The organism is Priestia sp. 53B2 (assembly GCF_056099005.1).
Map to the genome: position 1 here is coordinate 21,955 of NZ_JBLZXA010000001.1, position 19,187 is coordinate 41,141.

Consider the following 19,187-nt stretch of genomic DNA (forward strand, 5'->3'; position numbering starts at 1 on the left):
GATAGTATTTGCAAAGCCAATTAGCATATTTTTTCATAGTTTTACTCTCTTTCTAATGACCTGTTTCCCCAAAGCAGGTCTTTTTTATACCCCGCTTCTCTTTTCACCATTTTTTCACCATAAAGGTATAGGATAGTACTTGCGAAGCCAATTAGCATATTTTTTTCATAGTTTTACTCCTTTTGAAGATCTGCTTCCCCAGAGCAGGTCTTTTTTTATATCCATTTTCTCTTTTCACCATTTTTTCACCATAAAGGTATAGGATAGTACTTGCGAAGCCAATTAGCATATTTTTTTCATAGTTTTACTCCTTTTGAAGACCTGCTTCCCCAGAGCAGGTCTTTTTTTGTTTGATGTTTCTTTTCACTGTTTTTTCACTATTGGGCGGTAAGATAGTATGTGGAAAGCCAATTAGCATATTTTTTCATAGTTTTACTCCCTTTCTAGTGACCTGTTTCCCCAAAACAGGTCTTTTTTTATTTTTTCTAAAAGCTTCCATCTTTTCACCGTTTTTTCACTTTTCTTTTGTATACTAATTTTGTCAAAGCAATTTCATCATTTTTCATAAATGACCCCTATTTATTCCCCGCTTTTTGGGAGCGGGGCTTTTTTTATAAGAAAAGCATATTTTCCCCTTATTTTTTAAAAAAGCTTTTCTCTTTTCACCGTTTTTTCACTTTTCTTTTATATACTGTTCTTGTCAAAACAATTTCATCATTTTTCATAGATGTACCCTATTTGCACCCGCTTCTTGTAAGCGGGACTTTTTTTGTGTCCATACAAAAAAGCTTAACCCGGAGGTTAAGCTTTTTTCGCCTGCTTGCGAAGAACAAGCATCATAATCGTAATAATGGTAAAAGCAATAAACGCTAAAAAAGGAATGGTGATAAACCCAAGCCAGTTAATATATTGACCTGAGCAAGGAACACCGCTTGTACACGTTTCAAATGCTTTAAGAGCCGGTATCTTCTGCAGGCAATAATGATAGCCTGAAAGCGCCATACCAATCACAGAAAACGGCAGGACGTATTTGTAGATGAACGTATCATTCCGATACACGGCTACACCTAGCACAATCGCGAGCGGATACATTAAAATTCGCTGATACCAGCAAAGTTCACACGGGATAAAGTGAAGAACTTCACTAAACGTCAAGCTTCCAAGCACCGCGATCAGCGCTGTGATCCACCCGAAAACCAAAGACTTGTTCATTATTTGTTCTCCTTAGCGGCATCTTTGACCATTTGATCAAAATCATCGATTGTTTTTCCTTCGAATTTTTTGCCGCCTACATAAATGGTTGGTGTACCTGTGATGCCTAAGTCATTGGCTGTCTTCATATCTTGATCAAACGCATCTTTTCCTTTTCCGTCTTTAAATGCACTCGCTACTTTTTTCGCGTCGGCATCGCTTGACACTTCTTTTAGCGTATCTTCTAAGTAAGATTCCGTTAAGACATCTTTCTTTTCGTCCGCTGCGTTTTGCTTTTTATAAAGAAGTTCATGGAATTTCCAGAATGTATCGTTTCCAAGCTCTTTGTATACCGTTTCAGCAAACTCTGCTGCACGAGAAGAGTCGTTGTTGATAAACGCATAGTTCATAAAGTAGAATTTGACTTTGCCTGTATCTACATAATCTTTTTGAATCAGCGGGAAAAAGGATTCCGTGAAGTTTTTACAAGCCGGGCATTTGTAATCTCCAAACTCTACCACTTCTACCGGGGCTGACTCTTTTCCAAGATACGGCTGGTTATCATATGTAAGAGCCGCCTTTTCATCTCCTCCGCCCTTTGACATATTAGAAAGGACGATTAACCCTAAAATACAGACCGCAATAATTCCAATCACCCAAAAAATCCACTTGCTCGAGGACGTTTGCTGATTGGGCGTTACTTTTTTCTTTTTCTTTGCTTTTGACACAACCTCATCTCCTTCTTTTCTTTCTCTCTTACACACTTACAAAGCTGTTAGAGCTGTAAAAATTAGCGCACACAAAATAAAAAACACGTATAGCGACGTCAGCGTTAAAACAACAGGAGGCTGCATCGGCATTTTCGTTTCCGGATTTAAAATATATTGAATGCGATAATTAACCGACGTATCAGCAAACGATACGTGCACACATGAAAAGCTGGTCTGTCCGGTTTTTACCATTTTTAAAAGTGCGCTGCCAATGTGAGCGGGCGTGCCATTTTTTACAATAGCATCTTGATCAGCCAGCACTTCACGCATGACTTTGAAGCGTTTATGGCTCCATTTAATAAACGGAATATACCATAATGCAGAGGCAAGCGTGCTTAATAAAAACGTTTTGAGCGGATCTTTGTTTGCAACATGTGACTGCTCATGGTAAATAACAGCTTCTAGTTCATTTTCATCAAGCACCGACAGCAATCCTGTAGACAGGACGATGTGCGGTGTAAACAACCCCATTGTTAATGCAATAGGCTGATCTGTTGTTAAGACTGTTAAATCTTTTCCGTACGCTTTTTGTAGGTCAGCCGTTATTGTCTCATTTCGTAGCTTCGTAATCATTTTACGGACTTTCCGCATTTGAATTACTTGCTTTACAGCTTTAATGAACAGTACAAACATCGTATGAAAAACAACCGCATTCAGCATGTATTCAATAAAAAACAAGCCGAAAAAGTGGGCTACTTTGTTACAAAGTAAAATTAAGTTAAATGATAAATTCCATCCAAACAGCAAATGCAGCACATACATGCCCATTTGCATAAGCAACGTCACGGCAATAAAAAAGCACAGGTTAAAAATAAGCTTAGAACGCTTTAGTATTCCTTGATTCATTGATTATTCATCCTTTTTTAACTGTTTGACTTTTGATTCGAGCATGCTTAATAGTGAATCATCCACTTCTTCTAACGCATCAAGCATATGAGTAACAGCGAGCGAGCCAAATTCATCGATCAATTCGTGCGTTAACTCTTTCGACTGAGCATCGATAAATTCCTCTTTAGAAAGAATCGGCTGATACATGGATGTACGTCCTTTTAAATGCTTTTGCAACACGCCTTTTTCCACCAATCGATTCATGACTGTCATAACGGTGTTGAAGTTAACTGCTTTTTCTTTCTCTAGCACGTGCTGTACGTCTTTAATGGACATTTCATTTCCATTCCATAAAGCCGTCATAATTTTTGCTTCAAGCGGGCCAAAAAAGCGATTAAGGCCAGTTTCATTAAATTTGAATTTTTCAATTTTCATATTTGACACCTCACACTACTAATTGTAGTGTGAGGTGTCAAATCCGTCAACTTTTCGATTACAACTGCCTTACAATTGTCATAATCACTTTTTTACTTCCTCGGTTAAATGCTGAATGGACAGCACAACTGTATCAAGCTTGGCTTCAATGCGGTGGAGTAAATAAAGCGTCACCACCACTGGAAAACCAACGTCTGAAACAAGCGTAAACCACTCTGTCATCTTCCTCTCTCCTTTTAAAAAAGCCCTTCGCACCGAAGTGGAAGGACTTTGATTTTTAAATCGTAAACTCGGTTACATTTCGCTCAACGATTTGAGCGCCTTTTCTTGCAACGAGCGCTCCGCCGCTTGAAGTAAAGACATCGCTTGCGATCAGTGCATTCATTGCTGCTGCAATGGCCGCTGCGTCTAACGTATCTTTTGGTGATTCAATCGATAGGCTTACTGCTTTTTGTGATTCATTCAAAAACTGCATCGTTAAAGTTTTCATACTCTACCTCTTTTCTTATTTTAAAAGTGAAAACGTGACAACTTCGTTGATTTCAACAAGCGGCAGCGACTGCAGGCTGGCAATGGTTTCACTCGCTGTAACGAGAGCATCTGCAGAACTTCCAGGCTGAATGTTCATATAGGATTTTGTCTTCAAATCGGGTTTTCCATCCTCTTTTATTCCTTGTTCTAATACTAAGCGAAGCTGGCTTGAATGCTGAATTTTTTCTGCCATCTTTTATTCCCCCTTTCACTTTATATATAGAATTTGAAATAGGAAAGAGGGATGATGGAAACATAAAATTTTTTGGTTTATAATGGGAGATAGACTGAGTTAGAAAGAGGCTTTTGTAATGAGAAAGTGGAGCTTTTTATTTTTTGTTCTAGCATTCATGCATCCAGCTTCAGCACTTGCTGATGATGGTTCACATGAAAAAAAGCTTGGTCCGTTTTACTACACGGTTTCTCATGATTATAGTCGAGAAAAATGGGATGTAGGGGTGTTAAATCAACAAGACAAAACGAACATTCCTGAGACTGATTTGAACGACGAAACGCTAAAGCTGTTTCAACGTACGGTTGATGATTTAGCAGACCTCGCGATTCAATTTGCTGCTATGAGCGTACTTCTTGTATGTTCACTCGTTGTCTTTACGTACTTTCGCATTCAAAAAAAACGCCCTTTTCTCCGCTTGTTTTTTGTTTTTTCAAGCGTCGGCTTTCTATTTTGCGTCTATACATCATTGGAGTTATTTAAAAAAACTGAACAAGCAAAATCTTTATTTTACTTACTATGACTTGAAACCCCAAAAAAACCAGCCGATTGGCTGGTTTTTTCATGCATTTCTTACGGTTATGTAGTTCTGTTCATACGTCATTTCTTCCGTTTGCTTTTGCTGCTCCAAATGGTAATAAGCAGCGCATACTCCTCCTAACCCAGCCAGTGCTAGGACAATTAGAAGTATGGATGTCGCTTTTTTCATTGCCTTTTCTCCCCTTATGTTTAACCCTACCTAGCAACGGCATCCGTAAAAAAGAGTCCCCTTTCTCTTCTTTACTTGCTCATTACTTACGAAAGATATTATCATACTTTTTTTCACTTTTGTCATTTTTTTAGTTATTGTCAAAAAATTGTATATTTTATCCTTGATTTAACGAGTGTTTAAGAAAGTCAATGGACTGGTTTTTTGAAAGGCCAAACGCTGTCACGATATAATCAACGTAGGCAAGAAGCTCCAGATTCCCTCCTAATTTTGTCGTTTTAAATGATCGATTAAATCGGTATTGCTTTTTATCTGAAAAGACGAGCCCTTCTTCTTCTAGAAATGTTTGAAATTGCTTATGCGGAAAGTAAAGCACATCGTTTCGAACGTTCTCTAAGTCAATCACAATAATCATATCTTCCAGCTCTGCTTTTAATTCCATCATACACTCGATGTATCCGCCGATGCAGCTGATTAAAGATGTGAGAAAAAAGGGTCCGTTTATATATTGAAACTGCTCAAAAATCGTCTCATCGATGTAGCTTGAAATACTTGACTTTAATACGTCATGAATTTGTTTTGATTCTTCCATGTACGGAATAGGAATATGAAACTTAGCTGATCCGTTATAAAACTGCTCCCACGCAATTGTTTTATCATACGCATCAATCACATCTGTGCTTCGAAAAATGATGGATTCGGCTGAATAAGAGGCTTTAACAAACGGCGTATGTAGCATTACCGTACTTTCCTCGTCCAAACGATAGTGTTTTGGTTCGCTAGACTTGCTTAAAATATATTGCTTTAACCGTTCTTCTTCCGTTTGTTCAACTAAATGCAAATCATATAGTGGCAGCACGTACATATTACACATCCCGTAATGAATATAGCTTTTCCCGTGCATCGGCCATTTTCTGTTATAGATAGACAGTTCTTTTGTGCAAAATTCCTCTATTCGCTGCGTTTGATCCTCGGATTTTTGATAGAGTCGATCTAAATGATAGCGATCATCGATTTCCGTAACGGGAGATGTGCCGCTTCCAATTCTTCTGTAAATTTTCCCGTAAGACATGTACGGAGGGTTCGGACCTTCGGGAATCCAAATAACAAAAACACCTTGCCCGGGGTGATCTTCAGGTGATAAAAAACGCGTAACGATACGAGGAATGGGATTGGTGACATCTTTAAGCATATTATTAATAAACAGCTCATATTCCTTGCGCTCGAGCAGGTTAATGGAATGGTCGTCTTCATCTACGCCAAAAATAAGCCAGCCTCCTTTTTCATTGGCAAACGAAGCGATGATATTTGGGATTTTCCGTTTGACCGTTGAGCTTACTTCGCGCTTGAACTCAAGCTGATAGCCTTCTTCTAAATGTTTTTCCATCATGCGCTGCACATCTGAAAACTCAATTTCTCCAATTGTTTTTTTCTTTCCGTCTTCGCTTATAAATGGTGAATAAAACGATTCTTCGTTCACTTGTCTTCCCCTCCTCACCACTTCTATTTAACTTATCCATATGATGAGAAGTAAAAAGACAGTCATATTTCTTTAATTTTTTTCAAAAAACAAAGTTTTTACCAAATTAATCCTGTTTTATATTATGATAGAAAAAGAGGTGAAGAATATGATTGAAGCAATATTTTTAGACCGGGACGGAACAATTGGCGGCAGTAATGAAATACAATATCCAGGTGATTTTCAGCTGTTTCCCCAAGCAAAGCAAGCGATTATAGACATAAAGAAACAAAACATTCCGCTGTTTTCCTTTACGAATCAGCCCGATGTTGCAAAAGGAAAGGTAAAGAAATCAGACTTTATCTCTGAGCTTTTAGCTTTTGGATTTGATGATGTTTACCTTTGTCCTCATGAAGATTCGGACAATTGTTCGTGCCGCAAACCAAGGCCGGGCATGCTGTTAAAAGCAGCCGAAGAGCACAGCTTAAATTTGGCTAACTGCATCGTGATTGGCGACCGGTGGAAAGACCTCGTAGCGGCCAGTGCAGCAGGGGCTCAATGTATTTTAGTGTTAACAGGGGCTGGGCACGACACGTTACATGCACGGGAAAAATGGGCTAATGTACAAACAGCCTTTATTGCAGCCAATACACAGGAAGCTGTTGAATTTATCTTTACATCACTGAGTTCACAGCTGATACTACCGCATTCACATACTCGTTAAACAGCTGATTATCCTGTAATAATTGTTCATACTGCGGAGTGGTTATTTCAAGCTGCAGTCCTTTATGCCGCTGATTGCCGTTTGCGATATTTCGAGGTGAAACGCCTTTTAAATGTACGGGCGTTTCACTGATCGGAAAACCTGAGAGCGCATGACGCACCGCTTTTTCTAACTCTTCGTCTCTTCCTCCGATATAAGTCGTACAGACGTCGCTGTAGGCACCGTGAAGAGAAATCGTGACCGCTGATTTTTTAACAAGGTGACGCGCCATTTCTTCATCGTAGTTTGCAGACGTAACATGCAATTCAAACGGATTTTCTGTTTTCAGCGTTTTAAATACGTACACCGTTGCGTTCAGCTTTTCTGCTATTTTTTCTGCTACTTCTTCTGTCCCAATTTCCATCGTTCCTCCGTGAATAGCAAGCACGACAATTTCTCTCCGGCGAATGACACATTCTATTTCGTAATCAATTCCCGCTCGTTCACACTGTAATAGTTCTTGAAAACTTTGATACACATCCCTCATCTGTTTCTTCACACCTTTCTTTTATCTTTCATATACCCAGGCTTTATTTTTTCTTTTTCTTCATATAGTAAAGGTAGTAAAGGGATTAACCCTTTGTTTCCCCGTTTATTTTTGTTTTCATACTTTATATTTTAGTGTGCACAAAATTTTTTTTTGAAATTCGAAATAAAAGTATTGCCAAACAAACCGTCCAGACGGTAAAGTATTCTAGGGAAAATCAAAAAGGAGGAAATTCATGTGTCTACATTTGATGATATATTGCTTGCAGCTACTCAGGTTGTACAGCGTGACGGCGTTGGAAATTTAACGCTTGAAAAAGTAGCAAAAGAAGCCGGCGTCAGTAAAGGCGGTTTGTTGTATCACTTCTCTTCAAAAGATGAATTGATTAAGCAAATGCTGTATTCAGTCACAAAGAAATATGATGACGGACTAAACGTACAAGTTGAACATGACGATTCTCCTGGCAAATGGAGCCGGGCTTATCTCTCTGAGACGCTTCGTGACCTGCAGCGCGAACAAGTGATGAGCGCGGGGTTACTTGCAGGTATTGCAACAAATCCTGAACTCCTGCAGCACTTTCAAAAGCAATACGAAAAGTGGCAGCAGCACATTGAACAAGACGACATTGATCCAGTCCTTGCTACCATTGTGCGCTTAGCAGCTGACGGACTATGGTTCAGCCAAATGTTTGGGCTTGCACCCGTGGATCCAGTCATGCAAAAACAGATTCAACAACAACTTCGGAAATTAACAGAGGAGGGTTTTCGATGAAAGCCTATTTATTTTTAGCGATTGCAATTAGCTCGGAATTATTCGGTACATCTATGTTAAAAGCATCAAACGGATTTACAAAATTTTGGCCTAGTCTTGGTGTTTTATTAGGATTTGGTCTTGCTTTCTATGCGCTTTCCACATCGCTTCAGCACATTCCACTCAGCGTTGCATATGCCATTTGGTCTGGCGTAGGAACTGCTGTGACAGCTGTGATTGGCGTAGTCATTTGGAAAGAAAGCGGCAGTCTCACGATGGTATTTGGCATCGTATTAATCATTGCAGGAGTCATTCTTTTAAATTTAAAATCAGTGGCTCACTAAAAAAAGAGCCAGTAAATACTGACTCTTAAGCAAAGGAGGAAAATCGACTGTCTACTTATGAAAGTAGTATGTATCGTTTTCCTTTTTTTATACTCTTTTATAGATTAAACGGATCTAGGAATTTAACAGATGGATATTTGTCCTGGAACAAACGCCATACAAAATCGTTTTCAAACATAAGAACGGAATGCTTATCACGATCTTCTACTAGCATCACGCGAGAATCTAGCATGCGATCTTCAATTGTTGATTTGTCTACCCATTTTGCAATGTTATGAGACATGCGCGTGAATTCAAGATCGACATTGTACTCACCTTTCATGCGATGTTCAAACACTTGGAACTGAAGTTCACCCACTGCTCCTAAAATATAATCTCCAAAGAACGGCGTACGGTAAAGCTGTACGGCTCCTTCTTGTACAAGCTGATTAATCCCTTTTTCAAAGTGCTTGGATTTCATTGCATTTTTCGCACGAACTTTTACAAACAGTTCAGGCGGGAACTTTGGAAGAGCGTCAAATTCGAATACTTTTCCCTCTCCTACAATTGTGTCACCAATTTGATACGTGCCTGAATCATATAAGCCAATGATATCTCCTGGATACGCTGTGTCTACTGTTTCACGGCTTGATGCCAAGAACTGATGAGACTGCGCTAGCTTCATTTTGCGGTTCGTTCTTGCTAGCGTCACGTTCATTCCACGCTCGAATTTTCCTGAACATACGCGTACGAACGCAATGCGGTCGCGGTGAGCCGGGTTCATGTTCGCTTGAATTTTAAAGATGAAACCTGAGAAGTTTTCATCCGTAGGCTGAACGGTGCCATTCGTTGATTCACGAGGCTGCGGCGGTGATGTTAATTGTAAAAATGAATTAAAGAAAGACTGTACACCAAAGTTTGCAATCGCACTTCCGAAGAAAACAGGTGTTAATAGGCCTTGCTTTACTTTTTCAATTGAAAAATCATTACCTGCTTCGTCTAATAGAGATAAATCATCGACTAAGCCTGGTAAATACATTTCATCGACGTGTTTTTTAATTTCATCGTCGATATTTTCCCCGTCAAAGTCTGCAAAATATGACTCTTTGTTTCCTTGGTATACTTCAATTTGTTTTGAAAAGCGGTCATACGTTCCTTGGAATCGTTTCCCCATGCCAATTGGCCACGTTACAGGGTATGATTCAATACCGAGTACATCTTCAATTTCTTCAAGCAGCTCAAGCGGCTCTTTTCCTTCACGGTCTAATTTATTGATAAATGTAAGGATGGGAATACCGCGCATACGACAAACTTTAAAAAGTTTAAGCGTTTGTGCTTCAATCCCTTTTGTTCCGTCAATAACCATGACCGCACTGTCTACAGCCGTTAAGGTACGATACGTATCCTCACTGAAGTCTTCATGTCCTGGTGTATCCAAGATGTTAATAAAGTGATCTTTATACTCAAACTGCATAACACTTGATGTAACCGAAATTCCACGTTGTTTTTCGATTTCCATCCAGTCAGATGTAGCAAACTTGCCTGATTTTTTTCCTTTAACCGTTCCGGCTGAACGAATCATTCCGCCCAGTAACAGCATTTTTTCTGTTAACGTTGTTTTCCCGGCATCCGGGTGAGAAATAATGGCGAATGTACGACGTGAATCGACCATCGTTTCTTGAAGTTGGTTGCTCATACGTTTTAAAATCCTTTCTGCTCTACAATTCCTATTTTCATCATTTCATTATACGCTTTTTTTATACTGCGTGACTAGTTTTTTTCATATTTGAATACTTCTACAAAATCAAAGAAATCGTCAACAAGGTGTAAAAAGCGAACAGGAAAAGACCCCTTTTATAAAAGGGGCCTTCTCCCAGTTTAGTTTAACGAACGACCAGAGAAACGTTCTGCTGATCGGCTTAAACTTTATAAAAAAAATTACTTTTGAACGTTAGCAGCTTGTGGTCCACGGTTGCCTTCAACGATTTCAAATGTAACTTCTTGACCTTCTTCTAAAGTTTTAAAACCTTCGCCTTGGATAGCAGAGAAATGAACGAATACATCGTCTTGTCCTTCTACTTCGATGAAACCGAAACCTTTTTCAGCGTTGAACCATTTTACTTTACCTTGTAACATATCTCTTTTCCTCCTTGTGTGACAATCCACACATTGTATATTACTCTATTCCTGCTCTTACAATAAGTCAAGACGAACACTTCGAACTATCCTTACCGAACAAAAATAAGCACCTTTATTGTAACAAATCCTCCAAAAAATTTCAAAGGAATTTGCACATTCTTTTTGTTTGCTTTGATCCCTTACCTACAGCCTTTCCGCCCCTTTTTAAGCAGCCGAATGTGAACGCATTATCCGCACTTCTTCTTGATGCTTTTTCTTGTATAACGATCCTTTAAATGGATAACGCTATAGAGATAGATACTCTTTCTATTTATGAGAAAGCAGGTGACATCACAACCTATGGAAGACATTCTCATGTCCCTTCTTAGAACCTTTGTTTCTTTTATTATCTTAAGCATTACAACTTTCCTGATTGGAAAACAAATTAACACGCATAATAATCATTTTACATTTGCGATGTCCATCATTATTGGGTCGTTCATCGCAAATATGGGATTTGATTTAAAATTAAAATTTCTGCCGATGTTCGCTTCTTTTGCTTTTCTTGTGGCCATTCATTTTCTTTTAGCATCAACAGCTCTAAAAAGCAGGCGCTTGAGAAAATGGATTTCAGGTCGCCCGACGGTTATTATGGAAAAAGGAAAGCTTCTTGAAGCAAATATGAAAAAAGTTAAATATTCTATTGACGACTTGAATCAGCATTTACGAGAACTAGGAACATTCAACATTGCTGAAGTAGAATTTGCTGTTTTAGAAGTAAGCGGAAAACTGTCAGTATTAAAGAAAACTGCTTATCAAAACATTGCCAAACAGGACGTTTTATCTAAGCCGTTTAAAGAAATGAATTTACCGGTAGAACTCATCATGGACGGAGAAATTATTCAAAAAAATTTAACATCTCAATATACCGAACAGTGGATCAACCTTGAGCTTTCAAATCGTCAGCTTCAGTTGAACCAAGTGCTGTATGCAGTTGTGTCAACAAACGGCATGCTCTATGTAGATGAGTATAAAGATCAGCTATCAGCTCCTACAGACAGAGAATGAGAATGAGAATGAGATTGAGACATAACTAAATTACGCCAATCTAAAGGCAGACAAATGGGGTGAATGAGTTCGTATGTATCGCTTGTTACACCGCTGTTGATTTCCGTGCAGGGCTTTGCTTTTCTATCAACAGCTAGAAGCAGCTACATACATAAAACCTATGTTCATGACCACCATAAAAAAATCCGAACGAGTTTGATTCTCTATCAAGAATCAAACTCGTTCGGATAAAATATTTTTGTCCCAGTTTCACTGTGCCATCTCTTCAACGGTTCCTTCTTTTAAGCCATAGTAGTTCCGTTCGAATCGCTTTATTTCTTGATCATAGCGGCGTACTTTTGCATCGGCTAGCTGGCGGCTTTGTTTTGTTTCTTCAAGCAGTTCGACCTGCTGATTAATTTGAAAAATAGTCGTCGTCAGCTCGTCTTGATAATCATAAATTTCATTTTGAATATCCACGCATACGGGCAAGCGATTTGCTAAAATAAAGTCCGTCATTTGCATAAGTACTTTTTTACGCTCTACTTCTTTCACTTTGCTTTTGACCGCTCGTTCTGCAGAACGGAACGTCAGTCTTACTTTAGAGAAGAAGTCACCTTTAATCGAAAGCTTGCGCTGCAGTTCTTCTACATCTTGTTTTAATGATTCATGCTCTTCAATCATTTTTTGAAGCACAAGTCCTCCGTTTAACGATGTGAGCTCCATTTCATCAAGCTGATGGCGGATGGCTGTTTTGAGCGTTTCAATTTGCTTCACCGTCTTTTTCTCCGTAGCGCGGAGCTGCTTAACATACTGCTCTGTTTTATAAATAAAGCTGTCTAACCGTTCACGGTCAAACAGTGACTGCTCTTTCTTTTTCATATAATCTTGATACGTTGTGTGTACAGATGACCACTTGATCAGCAGAGACTGATAATTCAACAGCTCATCCTGATGCTCAAGCTTGTACGTCCACATCAGCTGAACAACTACTAATAACAGCGGCAAAAAAGTTCCAGCTTCTTTGCGTTTTGCAATAATTTCATGACTTTCAAAGCTCGCCATTAAAAACAGCGGCGCATTCATACTAAATAGCAGTGCTGGCGGGTAATTAACGGGAATAAAGATACTCATTACGGTTGCCATAAGGCCTGAAATAGCAGGGTATGCGTGCAGAGGAAGCTGTTTGTATAGCTCGATTGTCCCTTTTTTTTGCAGCAGTTTCACAAGTGCTTCCTGCTGATATTCTCCTAATGCATCAATCATTCTTTCCTGATACATGGGGGGCAGCTGTTCAATCCAATTCATCAGCTGCTGCTGAAACACAGCTTGCTGACGATTTGTAGCAATCATGTATTGCGAATCAATTAGATGAAAGAACAGTCGGATTTGATGGCGCATTATGTCTTCTAGCGTATGACAGCGTGCAATTGAAAACAGCTCATTGTATTTAGATACAAGCAAATTTCCAATGTTATCGCTTAACTCGTACAGCTCGCCATTTGTTGTAGCATGGGAAACAGGAAGTTCAAAAAACTTCGCCATTTCAAGCAAAATATGCAGATGCATGTCTACTTCAGGCTGTTTTTCAAGCAATTTCATTTCTTCTACCAATGACGCTTGAAAATCTGTATGCTCCGTTTGCTGATACTGTGCTGACATTTCCGTATAAATGCGGTGGTCACATAACACATAAGCAGCTCTTAGGATATCGCCTTTAGACGTAAGCAACCCATACAATAACTGTTGTCCGTTCATCTTCACACCGTCCTTCATTAAATTTTCTTACTATAGCTTTCTATCATTTTATACTTTTTCTATAAATTCGATGCAATAGTTCAAATTTCCTGTTATCTTTCTTCTTGCTTCCTTAATACAAAGAGTGCCGTCCAACATGACATCAGTGCAGGCGGAATAGTCCAAGTCATATATCGCCACTCACCCGTCACAAGTGCCATAATGAGAAAGATGAGCGGAAAACCTATTAGTACTATGATAACACGTGCTCGGCTTACCGATTTTTTCATAGTGCATCGCCCCTTCTGTTCGTCCCTTATTCCTATAATACCCTTTCGCTTCTATAGCATTAAACACCTTTATAAACCGTTCGTACATTTCTTTGTTTTCTAGACAGTCTATGACATAAGTTTTAAAAAAGAACAGAGGATACCTCTTACTTTGATGAATCTCGTAAGCAGCTTTTATGTTTTGACAAGCTAAATCGAGAAAAATGTGTTATGGTAAAAGAAAATTTCGTTTTTACTACCTACATTGAAACGAAAGGGTTGATCGTATGAACATTTTTTTGATTGGCGCAAGCGGCAGGACCGGACAGGAATTAATAAAGCAAGCGATTAAAAACGGACATTATGTAAAAGCATTTGTGCGAAATCCATCTAAGCTTAAGATAACGCATGCGAACGTACACATCATACAAGGCGACGTGCTTGATTATTATGAAGTGTGTCAGGCCATGCGAGGGTGTGATGCAGTAATTTCTTGTCTTGGAACCGAAAATCTAGGGCATTCTACCCTTTTAGTAGAAACGACAAATCTGCTGATTCAATGTATGAACGAAAACGGAATTCAGCGTATTGCCTACACGGCTTCTGCCGGAATCGACGGAGAAATTCCAGGCATGACGGGCTGGCTTGCTCAGCGCATTTTAAAAAATGTGCTTCGCGATCATCACGAAGCGGTGAAGCTCTTGAAGGTAAGCGGGCTCGACTGGACTGTTGCTCGGCCAATGGGTTTAACGAGCGGTCCATTAACTACGTATTATCGTATAGGAGAAGCTAGCATACCAGAAAACGGACGCAACATCAGCCGTTCTGACGTCGCTCATTTTCTCCTTCAAGCCGTAGAAAACAACAGACACATAAAAAAATCACTAAGTCTTTCGTATTAAGTGTTCTAAAGGAGTGTGGATAGTGAACCTATCAAAAATTTTTCTAAAAATAAGTCTTGTACTTTTAATGGGATGCGTCTTTATTGAAGGTAATTTTCAGGTGGCGCTTGGCATCTTTGCTGCTGTTTGCATGCTTGTCGTTATTTTTGCCAAGCCTCTTTCAAAATCGCTGCTGCCTGCTAATAAAAAAACAGAAAAAAAAGACCGCGAAACATTAATGATGGTCATTGGTGTCATCGTTTTTATTTCAGGAAGCTTTTTTATTGCGTAGTAGCATTGTAAAGAAAACAGGCTTAAATCCACATTTTCAATCATATAAAGGGCTGTGCTGTAAGTCGAATGTTCGGCTTATAACACAGCCTTTTTTGGTTTAATGAGGTCTCTTTTAGCAATAGCTTCTGTCTTTTATATACATACCATTCCATTATTTAAGCAAATTACCTATCAAACCCTCTTATGCTTTTTTCATCGGCTCACATAATATATGTAGAAGATGTCATAAGACAAGTGTCAAACGATTTGTATCTAGAAAAAGGAGGAAGATAAATGAAATGCCCCCATTGCGCTTATTCTAATCCGGAAGGGGTAAAATTCTGCTTAAATTGCGGCCATGAAATCGTGGAACACGACGAAAACTACAGCATATTCTACTTGTTTGCCCATCGTGTTGATAAAATCCCAAGAAATGAACGTTCGGTTGAACCCAAATTTCGAAATATATTCTCTCGAGTCTTCCGACAGCACAGTGAAATGGAAGCTGAACGGCTTTTTATTGTAGGAACAGGGCTTACGACTCCTAAAATAGAAGAAGTTGTAAATACATGGCCAAAGCCTTGGCTTTTTGCAAGGGTCTTTCTTATTGCGCTTGTCGCATACTTAGGGCTATATCTAGGCGTAAGCTTGTTCGAAAACATCAACTTCATACCCGGTCTTATTGTAGTCGGTGCTTTTGCAGTGCCGTTTACTACGCTCATTTTCTTTTGGGAAATGAACGCTCCGCAGAATATTGCTATTTACAAAATTGTTTATGTCGTTTTTATTGGCGGAATCCTCTCACTTTTATTAGCACTTGTGTTTTATGATATTCTGGGAAATAACACAAACGTGATCGTGATTGGAATATGCGAGGAACTGGCTAAAGTTATCGCGGTTATTTATTTTGTGCGCAATCTTAAATATAGATATATCCTTAACGGACTCCTCTTGGGAGCTGCAATAGGAGCTGGTTTTGCTGCTTTTGAAACCGCTGGCTATGCTTTACGGGCACTTCTTTCCGGCAGCTTTCACATGCTTTATTCTACAATACTTTGGCGCAGTATTTTTGCTCCTGGAGGACATGTAGCTTGGGCTGCCTTGACTGGAGCTGCCGTCTGCATCGTCCAAGGAAATAAGAAATTTCAGTGGAGCATGTTGATAAAACCAAAATTTCTCGGTGTATTTTTGCTTGTCGTTTTTATGCACGCTCTTTGGGACTCACCTATACTAGGTATTTTGCCCGCTGGACATACAATTTTAACGGTTATATTATGGATTTTAGTATTCAGTATGATTCGTATTGGGCTAAAAGAAATCGCAGATAAAAAGTTGGAGTTGACCTACTGCAAAGAAAATCCTACCCCCTCATAGGAAATGTTCAGCTTGCGTTAAGCTGCTCGTTTTAAATTTTTGTTACCTTTATGTTTCATTTTGAAAATTGTTGTTACAAATTGTAAAAAAAAGCATTCAAACTACCTGTACATGGTATGATAACTTCAATAACATGAAAGGGTGACTTGGTGGATGAACCTAACTGAAATTAAGCACATGATAGCAAATTTAGTAAATTATAGAGATAGCGACATTACTCATACTCTTGCCAATAGGTTTACACTAAGTTATTCAAAACAATTAAACAGTTTTCAAATCTGCGATATTGAAAACGATATCATTTATCGTTATGAAGAACTAGAAACAACTGCGTTAGCTCTGTTTAACATGGTCCATAATCTTCCTGAGACTATTTATAGACATACTAATTCGTTTGAACAAGTTTAAAGCAGCAAAAAAAGCTCATTTATTAACTAACATGAGCTTTTTTGCCGGTGTTTATCTATTTTAGTTATTTATAACCTTCTTCAAAAGAAGAATATCCTTTTTAATTGCCTGTCTAATTTCTTCAACTTTACAGCGTTTGTATTCTTGTACTAAGCGATAGAGCTCTCGTTTAAATAAAAATTCATCTTTTTGGTTACTCATAGCAGCATGCCCCTTATTAGCTTTCTATCACAAGCGATTAAAGAAAGTATTCCCTCTTCTTCTTATAAAAAACAAATAAATTCACAAACAGATGTAAAAAAAGCACTTTATCATGCCCTTACAGGAATGGCGAGATGTGCTTTGCGCTAGACAAATGAAAGAATTTCGCTAAAGCAAATAAAAAAACATTGACTACTAGCTCTCAGTCAATGTTTTTTTATTTATTTTAGCTTTGTTTAATTACAGTCGATTCACATACTTTTATGCATTCATGTCTCCTAAACCTGGAGCATGCTCATTTGGCATTTCAGATAAATGAGGGACTGGAAAAGCTTCAGGTGGAGGTGTTACGCTCAAGTCTCCGCCATTTCTGCTTGGCGTCTGCCCTTGGAATATTTCTCCCATTCGATGCGGATCTAACCTAAAATCAAATTGCGTGTTATGATACCCCATCTCGACAAATTTTCTGCATTCAGGGTATTTGTTAATATCGTAATTTGGTACAGGGAATAGCTTTCCCCAGTCCACGCCTAATGTTTCAAGAGCTTTTGCAAACGCATTTTGATGAGCATTATCTCGAACAATTAAGAAACCTAGCGTTTCTCTTAACGTTTGGTTAGAACTCATTTCATATATCCTTGTTTTTTGTAAAACACCGGTTGATTCTAATACAACGTTATTCAGCAAATCAGCCACTAGATTTCCGTGATTATAAACCCACGAGCCGTTCCATGGATTTCCGCCCGCATCCACTGGCAGTGAGCTTTGAGCGCCCATAATATAGTGATGAGGATTAGCATGTTTTACGGCTTCATCAAGAGGAGCCTGATCTGAACCTTGACTTCCTACCCCAGCTCCGCCAGATTCATCTAACAATGCATTAATGGTATTTTGAACGAGTTCTACGTGAGCTATTTCTTCTAAAAAAACACCTTTCATTAAATCACGATACTGCGTCTCTTTTCCTCTGAAGTTAGAGCTTTGAAAGAAATATTGCATCATTGTCCGCATTTCACCAAACTGCCCGCCTAAGGTTTCTTGCAGTACCTTCGCGGCCGCAGGATCGGGCTTATCCGGTTTAATGCCATTAATTAATCCTTCTTTATAATAATACATATGAAACACTCCTTTTATTGACATTACTTGTTTTTGAACTAACTTATGTAGATTTTTGTCCGCTATAAGATTTTTCACTTACAGTACCTGTTGCTTTTTTTCCTAACTATTCTAGCGTGCCATCTTTCTAACATGTGCACATAACTACTGTTTCCATATGCGGTCTTTTTATTCTGGGTAGTTAAAAGACCGCATATGGAAACACGTGGATAACACCCTTTGTTATAAGCAAAAAAACTGCTTGTAGCAGTCTTTTTACAGTCACGGAACCGTGAATACTTTGAATGCAAAAAAAAGAGCTGGTCAAAACCAGCTCTTTTTTCTCTATTACTTCTCTATACCTGCTTTAATTTCTTTAATCATGCCAGCCATTGACTCAAGGCCTCCTCCAGATAAATACCAAAGGCCTGGATCAAGATACACAACGTGATTGTTTTTCACCGCGTTGATTTCTTTTACATACTCATTTTCAACAATTTGTTTGGCGGATGATTTTTCACCGATTGCGGCGCCGCGGTCAACGACGAATAAGTAGTCTGGATTTTGCTTAACTAAATATTCGTATGAAATGCTTTGGCCGTGCTTAGCGGATGGATCTAAACTTTCGTCTGCTGCTTTAATACCGAATACGTCGTGGATTAATCCGTATTTAGAACCCGGACCAAACGCTGTCATTTTGCTATCATTTGCCATCATGACAAGCGCTTTTTTATCTAGTTTGTTCGCTTGTTTTTTCAAATCTGCAATTTGCTTATCAATCGCTGCTAGCTCTTTTTTCGCTTGATCTTCTTTATCAAAAATTTGTCCTAGTACTTTTGTATTTTCTTTAAATGACTTCATGTAGTGCTGGTTATCTGTATCGATATAGATCGTCGGCGCAATTTTTGAGAATTCGTCAAATGAATCTGCTTGGCGACCTTGAATAATAATTAAGTCTGGCTTTAATTCTGCAATTTTTTCGAAATCAGGTTCTTTTAAGCCACCTACATTAGCATACTTATCATCTTGATATTTTGATAAATACTCAGGAATCGCTTGTTTTGGCAAGCCCGCTACTTCAACCCCTAGTTTATCTAGTGTATCAAGTGCACCCATGCTGAATACTACAACTTTTTTAGGGTTTTTCTTAATTTTAATTCCGTCTTTATTGAACTGATCGGTTACTGTTACCGTCTCTTTTTGCTTACTTTCTCCACCTGTTGTTTCTTTTGCTCCTTGATTACCGCAAGCGGCTACAACAATCGCAGTTAAGACTGCTACAAACATTAATAACACTTTTTTCACT

General features: G+C 38.7%; 26 protein-coding genes. 9 read left to right on the forward strand and 17 right to left on the reverse strand.

The window, feature by feature from the left end; all coding sequences use genetic code 11:
- Nucleotides 1–801: 801 nt before the first annotated feature.
- The 7 genes from ACN6NE_RS00130 to ACN6NE_RS00160 form a co-directional block, all read right to left on the reverse strand.
- Entirely contained in the window at nt 802–1,212 is a 411-nt protein-coding gene (locus tag ACN6NE_RS00130; RefSeq protein ID WP_129710522.1) for a disulfide oxidoreductase, read from the reverse strand.
- Nucleotides 1,212–1,919 carry a DsbA family protein gene (locus ACN6NE_RS00135; protein WP_014459307.1) on the reverse strand — a complete coding sequence of 236 codons (708 nt, stop codon included), beginning with the start codon at nt 1,917–1,919 and terminating at the stop codon, nt 1,212–1,214. Before ACN6NE_RS00135 ends, ACN6NE_RS00130 begins: the two co-directional genes overlap by 1 nt.
- A 36-nt stretch (nt 1,920–1,955) precedes the next feature.
- Nucleotides 1,956–2,807: a M56 family metallopeptidase gene (locus ACN6NE_RS00140; protein WP_129710523.1), complete on the reverse strand. Its 852-nt coding sequence runs from the start codon at nt 2,805–2,807 to the stop codon at nt 1,956–1,958.
- 3 nt (nt 2,808–2,810) lie between these two features.
- Nucleotides 2,811–3,224 carry a BlaI/MecI/CopY family transcriptional regulator gene (locus tag ACN6NE_RS00145; protein WP_129710524.1) on the reverse strand — a complete coding sequence of 138 codons (414 nt, stop codon included), beginning with the start codon at nt 3,222–3,224 and terminating at the stop codon, nt 2,811–2,813.
- 84 nt (nt 3,225–3,308) lie between these two features.
- A complete protein-coding gene (locus ACN6NE_RS00150; RefSeq protein ID WP_129710525.1) occupies nt 3,309–3,446 on the reverse strand; it encodes a YvrJ family protein in 138 nt (45 codons plus the stop codon).
- A 55-nt stretch (nt 3,447–3,501) separates the two neighbouring features.
- Entirely contained in the window at nt 3,502–3,714 is a 213-nt protein-coding gene (locus ACN6NE_RS00155) for a DUF2922 domain-containing protein (RefSeq protein WP_050691548.1), read from the reverse strand.
- Nucleotides 3,715–3,729: 15 nt separating this feature from the next.
- Nucleotides 3,730–3,948: a DUF1659 domain-containing protein gene (locus ACN6NE_RS00160; RefSeq protein WP_129710526.1), complete on the reverse strand. Its 219-nt coding sequence runs from the start codon at nt 3,946–3,948 to the stop codon at nt 3,730–3,732.
- A 118-nt stretch (nt 3,949–4,066) separates the two neighbouring features.
- Here ACN6NE_RS00160 and ACN6NE_RS00165 point away from each other — a divergent pair, with 118 nt between their 5' ends.
- Nucleotides 4,067–4,510 carry a hypothetical protein gene (locus ACN6NE_RS00165; protein WP_474323992.1) on the forward strand — a complete coding sequence of 148 codons (444 nt, stop codon included), beginning with the start codon at nt 4,067–4,069 and terminating at the stop codon, nt 4,508–4,510.
- A gap of 39 nt (nt 4,511–4,549) precedes the next feature.
- On the opposite strand, the gene ACN6NE_RS00170 is transcribed toward ACN6NE_RS00165, so the two are convergent.
- Together ACN6NE_RS00170 and ACN6NE_RS00175 are read right to left on the reverse strand one after the other, a co-directional pair.
- Entirely contained in the window at nt 4,550–4,696 is a 147-nt protein-coding gene (locus tag ACN6NE_RS00170; protein ID WP_165351766.1) for a hypothetical protein, read from the reverse strand.
- A 157-nt stretch (nt 4,697–4,853) separates the two neighbouring features.
- Nucleotides 4,854–6,176, reverse strand: coding sequence for an AlbA family DNA-binding domain-containing protein (locus ACN6NE_RS00175; protein ID WP_474323994.1), 1,323 nt, complete (start codon nt 6,174–6,176; stop codon nt 4,854–4,856).
- 148 nt (nt 6,177–6,324) lie between these two features.
- Between ACN6NE_RS00175 and ACN6NE_RS00180 the strand changes: the two genes are divergently transcribed.
- On the forward strand, nt 6,325–6,879 hold the full coding sequence (locus tag ACN6NE_RS00180; RefSeq protein ID WP_129710529.1) for an HAD-IIIA family hydrolase: 555 nt from the start codon (nt 6,325–6,327) through the stop codon (nt 6,877–6,879).
- Here ACN6NE_RS00180 and ACN6NE_RS00185 read toward each other — a convergent pair.
- Nucleotides 6,830–7,405 carry a poly-gamma-glutamate hydrolase family protein gene (locus tag ACN6NE_RS00185; RefSeq protein ID WP_129710530.1) on the reverse strand — a complete coding sequence of 192 codons (576 nt, stop codon included), beginning with the start codon at nt 7,403–7,405 and terminating at the stop codon, nt 6,830–6,832. The genes ACN6NE_RS00180 and ACN6NE_RS00185 overlap by 50 nt on opposite strands.
- 237 nt (nt 7,406–7,642) lie before the next feature.
- Here ACN6NE_RS00185 and ACN6NE_RS00190 point away from each other — a divergent pair, with 237 nt between their 5' ends.
- Together ACN6NE_RS00190 and ACN6NE_RS00195 are read left to right on the forward strand one after the other, a co-directional pair.
- The gene (locus ACN6NE_RS00190; RefSeq protein WP_474323997.1) at nt 7,643–8,176 is read left to right on the forward strand and encodes a TetR/AcrR family transcriptional regulator; all 534 of its coding nucleotides are present in this window, start codon (nt 7,643–7,645) and stop codon (nt 8,174–8,176) included.
- The gene (locus ACN6NE_RS00195) at nt 8,173–8,499 is read left to right on the forward strand and encodes a DMT family transporter (protein ID WP_013057875.1); all 327 of its coding nucleotides are present in this window, start codon (nt 8,173–8,175) and stop codon (nt 8,497–8,499) included. Before ACN6NE_RS00190 ends, ACN6NE_RS00195 begins: the two co-directional genes overlap by 4 nt.
- 97 nt (nt 8,500–8,596) lie before the next feature.
- On the opposite strand, the gene ACN6NE_RS00200 is transcribed toward ACN6NE_RS00195, so the two are convergent.
- Complete coding sequence (locus ACN6NE_RS00200; protein WP_013057876.1) at nt 8,597–10,174, reverse strand: peptide chain release factor 3; 1,578 nt, start codon at nt 10,172–10,174, stop codon at nt 8,597–8,599.
- A gap of 242 nt (nt 10,175–10,416) precedes the next feature.
- Nucleotides 10,417–10,614, reverse strand: coding sequence for a cold-shock protein CspD (gene cspD, locus ACN6NE_RS00205; protein WP_013057877.1), 198 nt, complete (start codon nt 10,612–10,614; stop codon nt 10,417–10,419).
- A 327-nt stretch (nt 10,615–10,941) separates the two neighbouring features.
- Here cspD and ACN6NE_RS00210 point away from each other — a divergent pair, with 327 nt between their 5' ends.
- A complete protein-coding gene (locus tag ACN6NE_RS00210) occupies nt 10,942–11,664 on the forward strand; it encodes a DUF421 domain-containing protein (protein ID WP_240702737.1) in 723 nt (240 codons plus the stop codon).
- Between the two features lie 63 nt (nt 11,665–11,727).
- The gene (locus ACN6NE_RS00215) at nt 11,728–11,895 is read left to right on the forward strand and encodes a hypothetical protein (RefSeq protein ID WP_165351767.1); all 168 of its coding nucleotides are present in this window, start codon (nt 11,728–11,730) and stop codon (nt 11,893–11,895) included.
- Between the two features lie 18 nt (nt 11,896–11,913).
- On the opposite strand, the gene ACN6NE_RS00220 is transcribed toward ACN6NE_RS00215, so the two are convergent.
- Both ACN6NE_RS00220 and ACN6NE_RS00225 read right to left on the reverse strand, forming a co-directional pair.
- Nucleotides 11,914–13,401 (reverse strand): hypothetical protein, encoded by a 1,488-nt coding sequence (locus ACN6NE_RS00220; RefSeq protein ID WP_474324000.1) that lies wholly within the window; start codon nt 13,399–13,401, stop codon nt 11,914–11,916.
- Between the two features lie 92 nt (nt 13,402–13,493).
- Complete coding sequence (locus ACN6NE_RS00225) at nt 13,494–13,670, reverse strand: hypothetical protein (RefSeq protein WP_016764823.1); 177 nt, start codon at nt 13,668–13,670, stop codon at nt 13,494–13,496.
- Nucleotides 13,671–13,936: 266 nt separating this feature from the next.
- On the opposite strand from ACN6NE_RS00225, the gene ACN6NE_RS00230 reads away from it, so the two are divergent.
- The 3 genes from ACN6NE_RS00230 to ACN6NE_RS00240 all read left to right on the forward strand — a co-directional run bounded on the left by ACN6NE_RS00230 (nt 13,937) and on the right by ACN6NE_RS00240 (nt 16,177).
- The gene (locus tag ACN6NE_RS00230; RefSeq protein WP_028414459.1) at nt 13,937–14,551 is read left to right on the forward strand and encodes an NAD(P)-dependent oxidoreductase; all 615 of its coding nucleotides are present in this window, start codon (nt 13,937–13,939) and stop codon (nt 14,549–14,551) included.
- A 22-nt stretch (nt 14,552–14,573) separates the two neighbouring features.
- Complete coding sequence (locus ACN6NE_RS00235; protein WP_129710533.1) at nt 14,574–14,822, forward strand: hypothetical protein; 249 nt, start codon at nt 14,574–14,576, stop codon at nt 14,820–14,822.
- A gap of 275 nt (nt 14,823–15,097) precedes the next feature.
- Nucleotides 15,098–16,177 (forward strand): PrsW family intramembrane metalloprotease, encoded by a 1,080-nt coding sequence (locus ACN6NE_RS00240; RefSeq protein WP_129710534.1) that lies wholly within the window; start codon nt 15,098–15,100, stop codon nt 16,175–16,177.
- 468 nt (nt 16,178–16,645) lie between these two features.
- Here the strand turns inward: ACN6NE_RS00240 and ACN6NE_RS00245 are convergent, their stop codons facing one another.
- The 3 genes from ACN6NE_RS00245 to ACN6NE_RS00255 form a co-directional block, all read right to left on the reverse strand.
- Nucleotides 16,646–16,786, reverse strand: a complete 141-nt coding sequence (locus ACN6NE_RS00245) for a hypothetical protein (RefSeq protein WP_162871487.1) — start codon at nt 16,784–16,786, stop codon at nt 16,646–16,648.
- A gap of 261 nt (nt 16,787–17,047) precedes the next feature.
- Nucleotides 17,048–17,902 (reverse strand): manganese catalase family protein, encoded by an 855-nt coding sequence (locus ACN6NE_RS00250; RefSeq protein WP_129710535.1) that lies wholly within the window; start codon nt 17,900–17,902, stop codon nt 17,048–17,050.
- Between the two features lie 327 nt (nt 17,903–18,229).
- A complete protein-coding gene (locus tag ACN6NE_RS00255) occupies nt 18,230–19,186 on the reverse strand; it encodes a siderophore ABC transporter substrate-binding protein (protein ID WP_474324002.1) in 957 nt (318 codons plus the stop codon).
- Nucleotide 19,187 lies beyond the last annotated feature (1 nt).

What these genes read in the sequence shown, in the direction of transcription:
- ACN6NE_RS00250 (WP_129710535.1), bottom strand. Translation starts at nt 17,902, where the DNA reads ATGTATTATTATAAAGAAGGATTAATTAATGGCATTAAACCGGATAAG.
- ACN6NE_RS00230 (WP_028414459.1), top strand. Translation starts at nt 13,937, where the DNA reads ATGAACATTTTTTTGATTGGCGCAAGCGGCAGGACCGGACAGGAATTA.
- ACN6NE_RS00240 (WP_129710534.1), top strand. Translation starts at nt 15,098, where the DNA reads ATGAAATGCCCCCATTGCGCTTATTCTAATCCGGAAGGGGTAAAATTC.
- ACN6NE_RS00180 (WP_129710529.1), top strand. Translation starts at nt 6,325, where the DNA reads ATGATTGAAGCAATATTTTTAGACCGGGACGGAACAATTGGCGGCAGT.
- ACN6NE_RS00220 (WP_474324000.1), bottom strand. Translation starts at nt 13,401, where the DNA reads ATGAACGGACAACAGTTATTGTATGGGTTGCTTACGTCTAAAGGCGAT.
- ACN6NE_RS00150 (WP_129710525.1), bottom strand. Translation starts at nt 3,446, where the DNA reads ATGACAGAGTGGTTTACGCTTGTTTCAGACGTTGGTTTTCCAGTGGTG.
- ACN6NE_RS00145 (WP_129710524.1), bottom strand. Translation starts at nt 3,224, where the DNA reads ATGAAAATTGAAAAATTCAAATTTAATGAAACTGGCCTTAATCGCTTT.
- ACN6NE_RS00140 (WP_129710523.1), bottom strand. Translation starts at nt 2,807, where the DNA reads ATGAATCAAGGAATACTAAAGCGTTCTAAGCTTATTTTTAACCTGTGC.
- ACN6NE_RS00185 (WP_129710530.1), bottom strand. Translation starts at nt 7,405, where the DNA reads ATGAGGGATGTGTATCAAAGTTTTCAAGAACTATTACAGTGTGAACGA.
- ACN6NE_RS00245 (WP_162871487.1), bottom strand. Translation starts at nt 16,786, where the DNA reads ATGAGTAACCAAAAAGATGAATTTTTATTTAAACGAGAGCTCTATCGC.
- ACN6NE_RS00155 (WP_050691548.1), bottom strand. Translation starts at nt 3,714, where the DNA reads ATGAAAACTTTAACGATGCAGTTTTTGAATGAATCACAAAAAGCAGTA.
- ACN6NE_RS00200 (WP_013057876.1), bottom strand. Translation starts at nt 10,174, where the DNA reads ATGAGCAACCAACTTCAAGAAACGATGGTCGATTCACGTCGTACATTC.
- ACN6NE_RS00195 (WP_013057875.1), top strand. Translation starts at nt 8,173, where the DNA reads ATGAAAGCCTATTTATTTTTAGCGATTGCAATTAGCTCGGAATTATTC.
- ACN6NE_RS00160 (WP_129710526.1), bottom strand. Translation starts at nt 3,948, where the DNA reads ATGGCAGAAAAAATTCAGCATTCAAGCCAGCTTCGCTTAGTATTAGAA.
- cspD (WP_013057877.1), bottom strand. Translation starts at nt 10,614, where the DNA reads ATGTTACAAGGTAAAGTAAAATGGTTCAACGCTGAAAAAGGTTTCGGT.
- ACN6NE_RS00130 (WP_129710522.1), bottom strand. Translation starts at nt 1,212, where the DNA reads ATGAACAAGTCTTTGGTTTTCGGGTGGATCACAGCGCTGATCGCGGTG.
- ACN6NE_RS00165 (WP_474323992.1), top strand. Translation starts at nt 4,067, where the DNA reads ATGAGAAAGTGGAGCTTTTTATTTTTTGTTCTAGCATTCATGCATCCA.
- ACN6NE_RS00215 (WP_165351767.1), top strand. Translation starts at nt 11,728, where the DNA reads ATGAGTTCGTATGTATCGCTTGTTACACCGCTGTTGATTTCCGTGCAG.
- ACN6NE_RS00170 (WP_165351766.1), bottom strand. Translation starts at nt 4,696, where the DNA reads ATGAAAAAAGCGACATCCATACTTCTAATTGTCCTAGCACTGGCTGGG.
- ACN6NE_RS00225 (WP_016764823.1), bottom strand. Translation starts at nt 13,670, where the DNA reads ATGAAAAAATCGGTAAGCCGAGCACGTGTTATCATAGTACTAATAGGT.